7 protein-coding genes are annotated in these 6,785 nt (G+C 48.6%); 3 read left to right on the forward strand and 4 right to left on the reverse strand.

The genetic code is table 11. The features are described from left to right. The first annotated feature begins 358 nt into the window (after positions 1–358). The 3 genes from JNC77_RS17285 (at position 359) to JNC77_RS17295 (ending at position 2,210) form a co-directional block, all read left to right on the forward strand. A complete protein-coding gene (locus tag JNC77_RS17285) occupies positions 359–733 on the forward strand; it encodes a hypothetical protein (protein ID WP_374834749.1) in 375 nt (124 codons plus the stop codon). A gap of 302 nt (positions 734–1,035) precedes the next feature. Next, a complete protein-coding gene (locus tag JNC77_RS17290) occupies positions 1,036–1,704 on the forward strand; it encodes a DUF924 family protein (RefSeq protein WP_374834751.1) in 669 nt (222 codons plus the stop codon). Between the two features lie 44 nt (positions 1,705–1,748). After that, a complete protein-coding gene (locus JNC77_RS17295) occupies positions 1,749–2,210 on the forward strand; it encodes a methyltransferase family protein (RefSeq protein ID WP_374834753.1) in 462 nt (153 codons plus the stop codon). Between the two features lie 81 nt (positions 2,211–2,291). Here the strand turns inward: JNC77_RS17295 and JNC77_RS17300 are convergent, their stop codons facing one another. The 4 genes from JNC77_RS17300 to JNC77_RS17315 all read right to left on the reverse strand — a co-directional run bounded on the left by JNC77_RS17300 (position 2,292) and on the right by JNC77_RS17315 (position 6,654). Further along, a complete protein-coding gene (locus JNC77_RS17300; RefSeq protein WP_374834755.1) occupies positions 2,292–4,256 on the reverse strand; it encodes a heavy metal translocating P-type ATPase in 1,965 nt (654 codons plus the stop codon). Positions 4,257–4,294: 38 nt separating this feature from the next. After that, positions 4,295–4,990: a VIT1/CCC1 transporter family protein gene (locus JNC77_RS17305; RefSeq protein ID WP_184224649.1), complete on the reverse strand. Its 696-nt coding sequence runs from the start codon at positions 4,988–4,990 to the stop codon at positions 4,295–4,297. 151 nt (positions 4,991–5,141) lie between these two features. Continuing rightward, positions 5,142–5,276 carry an FAD:protein FMN transferase gene (locus tag JNC77_RS17310; protein WP_374834757.1) on the reverse strand — a complete coding sequence of 45 codons (135 nt, stop codon included), beginning with the start codon at positions 5,274–5,276 and terminating at the stop codon, positions 5,142–5,144. 248 nt (positions 5,277–5,524) lie between these two features. Next, a protein-coding gene (locus JNC77_RS17315) for an IS3-like element IS1133 family transposase (RefSeq protein ID WP_374834759.1) occupies positions 5,525–6,654 on the reverse strand; the annotation gives its coding sequence in 2 pieces (ribosomal slippage) (positions 5,525–6,408 and positions 6,408–6,654; 1,131 coding nt in all). Positions 6,655–6,785 lie beyond the last annotated feature (131 nt).

Genomic DNA, 6,785 nt, shown 5'->3' on the forward strand with positions numbered 1-6,785 from the left:
CTCCGCTATGTATATTGGCGAAATTTCAATGACAGATCAGAAAAACGAAAAATAGGTGGGACCAAAACACCGCTTACAATCAGCTGACCTCAAGAATATAAGATATTATTTAAACCTGATAGTCGTTTATAATAGCAAAAGCAAGGTGATATTTTTATGGGTTTGTCGCAAAGTTTTTTATAAGTCGCATGGCTAGCTATCACGACTGCATTTCATACTTCATTGACGTTTTGAATTCCAAAGCACTAAGTGATTAACTCATTTTAGCGGATAATATTCTAGTCACCTAAAGTGAAGTGATTCTGGAAAGTTGGACTGTCTGCTAAGTTTTATCCATCTTTAGCGATTGGATACGTAAATGACTACCCGACAAAACTTCTTTGACAAATTTAAAACCACTATGGCGCTCCAAGCCCTGCGTGGTGATGACGGCTCCACACCGGACATTCTGCCGAGCGCCTCGGCGATCTATGCAAAGAAGGTTTCCGCCCTGACCAAGGCGCTCAATCGCAAGGAAGAGCGACAGGAAGCAGCCGAGACATTGCGCGGCCTGATCGAGAAGATTTCGCTCACACCGGGGCCCGAACGCGGCGAGATTTACGCAACGCTGCACGGCGAACTGGGCACGATCCTCAATTGGACGGAGCGGCAAGCCATTGGAAAGACTGTTAAAACAACAAAACCCGCAGCGATTGCTACGGGAGTGTTGGTATCAGTGGTTGCGGGGGCGTGATCACACCGTGACTTGTATAGATACCTGCTGGAAACATATATTTTAAGCTTCACCCCATATAAATTTCCAAGCCATTAAGCGCTCCAAGCAGCGTTTTCCACATCACTACAAAACTCGCTCAACTTTTATAGCTAGGATAAATTCTCAGTCAGCATAAATGTTGGCTCAAGTTTCTCAAACCCTTGTTATGAGTTGGCATGGATTGCCAATATTGCCTTGCTATCTGAACCTAGCAATAATTCACCTATGATCACGAAAGACGGACATATAGCCCAAAACACTCTTGCAGCTCATTGATTTATGTGAAGACAATTATTGGAGGGTATGAACAGATGAAAGAGCAACAACAATGGGAAGGCGTTCTTGGTTTCTGGTTTCCCGAAGGGCGTTCTTTGCGCATTGATCCTGCAGAACACAGAGCATTATGGCATTGGAGAATGCAGGGCGGTGCCGATGATGCGATCATAACGCGCTTTTCCTCTCTTACCGAGCAGGCGGCTAATGGCCAACTCGATCATTGGGCGCTGGATCCACATGGACGGCTGGCCTTGATCACTCTGCTTGATCAGTTTTCCCGCTCCGTATGGCGGGAAAGTGCGCGTGCTTATGCGCAGGATATGCATGCTATGTCCCTCGTGAACGACGGTTTTGCCAATGGTCACTTTGCCTCGCTGAAAACACCGTGGTTTAAAATTGTATATGGTTTGCCATTAGGACATTGCGAAGGAGATGATCATTTGCAGCGCATCGATCTGCTGATCAATGTTCGCGAGAAAATAGCGGCGGAAGCTCCCATCCCATTGCAGCCTATTTATACATCGCTGGCGCATCAGGCCGCGGATGTTCGCAAAGTAATTGCCGCATTTGGCCGGCATCCACATCGAAATGAAGTTCTTAAGCGCCCTTCAACCCCATCTGAAAAAGCGTATATTGCTAAAGGTGAATTTCCGCATCTAAAGGCATTTCAATGAGCGCCTGATAAGTTGTTAGGACAAAGATGAGCACAGGGGGAATTATGCTGAAACTTGAAAAGAAAATCCCACCTCCGCTGATTGCCACTCTGTGTGCAATCGCTATGTGGATAATAGCCATCTATACGCCCAGAGTGAATGTATCGTTCAATCTTCGTGTTATAGTAGCCTTGCTGATCCTAGTTTTGGGAGCCTTCTTTTCTCTGCGCGGAGCTGCCGCATTCCGAGTTGCCAAAACAACGATCAATCCCCTCCGACCAGAGACAACCTCAGCACTGGTTACAACAGGTATCTACCGCTATTCACGCAATCCGATGTATGTAGGCTTTGCACTATTTCTGCTCGCTTTCGCCGTTCTTTTAAGTTCTCCAGGCGCACTGCTTGGGGTGCTTGGCTTTGTTCTGTATATCGATAGGTTTCAAATTTTGCCCGAAGAACAAGCCTTAAACGTGCTATTTGGTGCAGACTTTACAAATTATTGCACCCAAGTACGCCGCTGGCTGTAAATATACGATGGGCGTAAATTTCTTTCGCACCTCTTCTATTCCTGTCCATGATGGGCAGGAATAGAAGAGAGTGAAGCATTATCATCTATTATCTGCAACAATAACGTCAGACTTCGTGTATTCATCCAGAAGCTTCCGGTCAGTCAAGTCCATTCGTGATTTTCTGATTGGGTCGTTCAAAAGTCTCAGACCATTTAAAACAACGAGCACAGTCCCTCCTTCATGCCCCAACACAACTAAGGGTAAAGGCAGCTCAAAAAAGGCAGAGCCAATAATCAAAACCAGCATTACGCCAATTGCGAAAGTAAGGTTCTGCCGGATAATGATCGCGGTACGTCTGGCAAGACGGTGCGCCGCTGCCAGCCTTTCCATATCTTCTGATAGAAGTGCCACGTCTGCAGCCTGTAGTGCAACTTCAGAGCCTGCGGCACCCATCGCAATACCAACGTCAGCCCGCGCCAATGCCGCTGCATCATTCACACCATCACCAACGAATGCGAGTTTCCTTCCTGCAGCCATCTCACTGACGAGGTTAACCTTATCCTCCGGTAACATCTCGGCATGGATTTCGTCCTGTTTTAATCCAAGAAGATTGCCAATGCGCAAAGCGACGGCATGCCTGTCACCTGTCATCATCGCGATGGACTTCACACCACTTTCGCGCAAGGCAACGAGCGCTCCGCCGGAAGTTTCACGAACTTTATCGGCAACACTAACCGCACCAAGAACGCGCGGGCCGCGCCCCAGATAGACGACGGTTTCAGCACTATCCTGAAACGTCTTGAGGGGATCATGATCAAGCGATGCTCCCATCATCTCTGCCATACGGCGGTTGCCTGCCCAAACAGAGCCATCCATATCCCGTCCGACAATGCCAGCACTCGGAATAGCTTTCACATCTTCAACATCGTGTAGTTTTAGCCCACGACGTGTCACTTCGCGTCTCAATGCCTCCGCGATATGGTGTTCTGAGTGCGCTTCAACACTGGCTAATGTCGTTAAGAAAAAGGTCTCATCTTCATCCAGTGTAACAATTCCGGTGACTTCTGCACGTCCTGTTGTCAAAGTTCCGGTCTTATCAAAGGCGAAAATATCGACAGCCGCGAGTGTCTCAAGCGCAGCGCCGCCTTTAAACAACACGCCGCCGCGCGCTGCCGACGACAGCGCAGACAAAATGGCAGCCGGCACGGAAATTACGATCGCGCACGGACTTGCGGCCACAAGCAGTGTTGCAGCGCGGTATAATGCAGTTTCCCAGTCTTGGCCGAGCCAATAGAAAACCCCAAGAGCGATAAGTGATCCCACTAAAACGGCAACGGTGTAACGCTGCCCAAACCATGCGCTGAACCGTTCTGAAGGAGCTTTGGCTGCCTGCGCTTCTGTAACCAGCGCAATCATGCGCGCGACCGTACTTTGTTCCAGCGATTTCGTGATCTGAACTTCAAGCACGCCATTCAGATTAACTGTTGCTTCAAAAACCTTAGCGCCAGCCTCTTTGCGCACCGGCATAGATTCACCCGTAATCGTTGACTCGTCCAGTGCCCCGCTTCCGCTTATAATTGTTCCGTCAGAGGGTACCCGCGCTCCGGGGCGAACGATAACAATATCGCCCACCCTCAGACTTGCCGCCTGCACTTCTTCAACAGAACCATCTGCTAATTTGCGAAAAGCTGTTTCTGGCCGCAATGCCATCAATGCTTCAATAGCACGGCGTGCGCGCCCCATGGCTCGCTCTTCCATCGTCGTAGACAAACTAAACAGCGTCAGCAGAATTGCGCCCTCAACTGCCGCACCAACAACCGCCGCAGCAATTGCTGCAACAATCATCAGTAAATCAATGTCGAGTACCCGCTCCTTAACTAGCACGTTTACCGCCCGCCAACCGGTCGGAACACCGCCTGCGAGATAGACAAGCACCACGCCGAAACTGATCAGCCCCAAAGCAGTATCACCACCGCCCAACCAAGTGCCAGCCAGAGCCAATAAAAGCCCCACCACAGTTGCTGTGGTAAGCGCAACTGATGGGTTAGTAAAAAACCGGTACATTATTGCATTGCTCCATTACGCAAATGTCTCGAAAAAATTCAAACGGCTGTGCCGACAATAGCGCCTATGCCTGCGGTTAGTGCCATGGCAAATGCACCCCAAAACGTCACGCGTAGGGTCGCTTTTGTGATATTGGCTCCTCCGGCTTTTGCACCGATCGCACCTAAAAGCGCAAGGAACAACAAGGACGCAATAGAAACTGCCGGTATCAAGATTGAGGCTGGTGACACCAAGACCATGAGTAAAGGCATGGCCGCACCAACGGCGAAAGTCGCAGCGGAGGTTAATGCGGCCTGAATTGGCCTTGCGGTGGTGATTTCTGATATGCCCAGCTCATCACGGGCATGAGCGCCAAGGGCATCTTTTGCCATCAACTGATCAGCGACTTGTCGCGCAAGTGCAATATCCAGCCCCCGACCAACATAAATATTCGCCAGTTCTTCATGTTCCATCTCAGGTTGGGTGGCAAGTTCTACCCGTTCACGTTCCAGATCTGCATTTTCCGTATCAGACTGAGAGCTAACAGAAACATATTCTCCTGCTGCCATCGACATGGCACCGGCAACCAGAGCAGCGATGCCAGCCACCAAAACTTCAGAACTGGCCGCAGAAGCGGATGCAACACCGACAATCAAGCTTGCGGTAGAAACGATGCCGTCATTGGCACCCAGTACAGCTGCCCGCATCCAACCGATACGCGAAACGAGATGATTTTCTGCATGCCAACGTCTCATTAGGACTACCTTTTAATGATAGATATTTCACATATTGCTTATACTTATAGATACTATACTGAATGAATACATGAAACATAGTACTGTACTATGGAATAGTCCGTTTTGCATCTTACTCAAAAAGCGGTCCGATTGGCATTAAGATAAAATCTTAATCATTCCGCTCAACGATTAACACTTCAAATCCCATTTTGCGGGCCAGTTCGGAGCCTTCTGCACGACCCTTTACCATCAGAGCGGTTGCCCACGCATCAGCCAGCATGCAGTTTTCCGCAACAACCGTCACCAAGGCCGCTGAAATGGGCGCGGCTCACCACAACAGGGATTCAGTGTAGCGGAAAACTCACTTTAACCTTGCCGTTACAGGGGCAAAAGGACAGCATTGAAGCAAAATTCGAAAGCACCTCTGCCTCTAACTATTGGAAAGTCGTGTTAAATGAGACTGTGAAACGACTGTAAGAGCCCCCGAATTCTCCGGACATTTTCTCACCCTTAATGGTCTTGCACCGGTTGTGTTCCGGTCTAGCTCTCATTTTAAGCGGCTTTTTTCTCAAATGCCACCGGCGATTTCCAGCCGAGTGTTGAATGTCTTCGGCGTGGATTATAAAAGCCATTTATATATTCGAAGATTGCAATCTCAATATCTCGCCTTGTTTGCCAGTGTCTGCGCCAAATCAACTCAGCCTTTAATGATTTAAAGAAGCTTTCTACTGCGGAGTTATCAAAACAATTGCCTTTCCCGCTCATGGACGGCAGCAATTGATGTTTGAGCAGTAGCTTTTGATATTCATGAGCGCAATATTGGCTCCCACGGTCTGTGTGTTGAATACAACCCGGTGGTGGTTTGCGTAAAGCCAACGCCATATTCAGTGCCCTTAATGCAAGATCCTGCTTTAATCGATCACCTGTTGCCCAGCCAATCACGCGACGGGAATACAGGTCAAGGATAACAGCAAGATAGACCCATCCTTCTCTGGTCCAAACATAAGTGATATCGCCTGCCCATTTCTGGTTGGGTGCGCTTGCGCTAAAGTCTTGTTTTAATCGGTTCGGTGCAATGTTGAAGGTATGATGACTATCCGTTGTCCGTTTGAATTTACGCGTTCGAACAACTGTAATGTTATTCTGGCGCATCAAACGTCCAACCCGACGCTGCCCAACCTGCAGGCCCAGCGCTTTCAACTCTTCTGTCATACGCGGCCTACCATAGCTCCCCAAACACAACCGATGCTGCTCACGTATATGCGCTAGAAGTATAAGATCACGACGCTGGCGCAGTGATGGAGGACGGCGTTTCCATGCGCGTAAACCACGATCTGTTACGCCCATCAAACGACATATGCGTGAACGTGAGAGAGAGCCACGGTAATCCGTAATAAACTGAAATCTCACAGCTTTTGTACTGCGAAAAATATTGCTGCCTTTTTTAATATCTCCCTCTCCTCCCGAAGGATACGGTTCTCTTTGCGTAAACGTTCATTCTCACGCAGAAGATCAGTGTCTTGGGTAGGAATTTTAGTTTCATCGGAAATTGATGCGATCCATTTCCCAAGCGTGGAAAGCCCAATACTTAAATCTGACGCAACTTGACGGCGTGTTAAGCCACTAGTGAGTGCTATGCGAACTGCATCACGCTTAAATTCATCACTATGCTTTAATGACATATATGGTCTCCTTGATAACAAATAATGCTCTCAAAAAGACCGGAACGAAACCGAGGCATGTGTGGACGGCCTCCGTTTGGCAAGATGTTTTTTGATATTTCTGACAAGCTGGTCGAGTGCAGGCATGTGTC

Origin of the sequence: Paenochrobactrum pullorum (assembly GCF_041929845.1) — a bacterium.
Classification (GTDB): domain Bacteria; phylum Pseudomonadota; class Alphaproteobacteria; order Rhizobiales; family Rhizobiaceae; genus Paenochrobactrum; species Paenochrobactrum pullorum.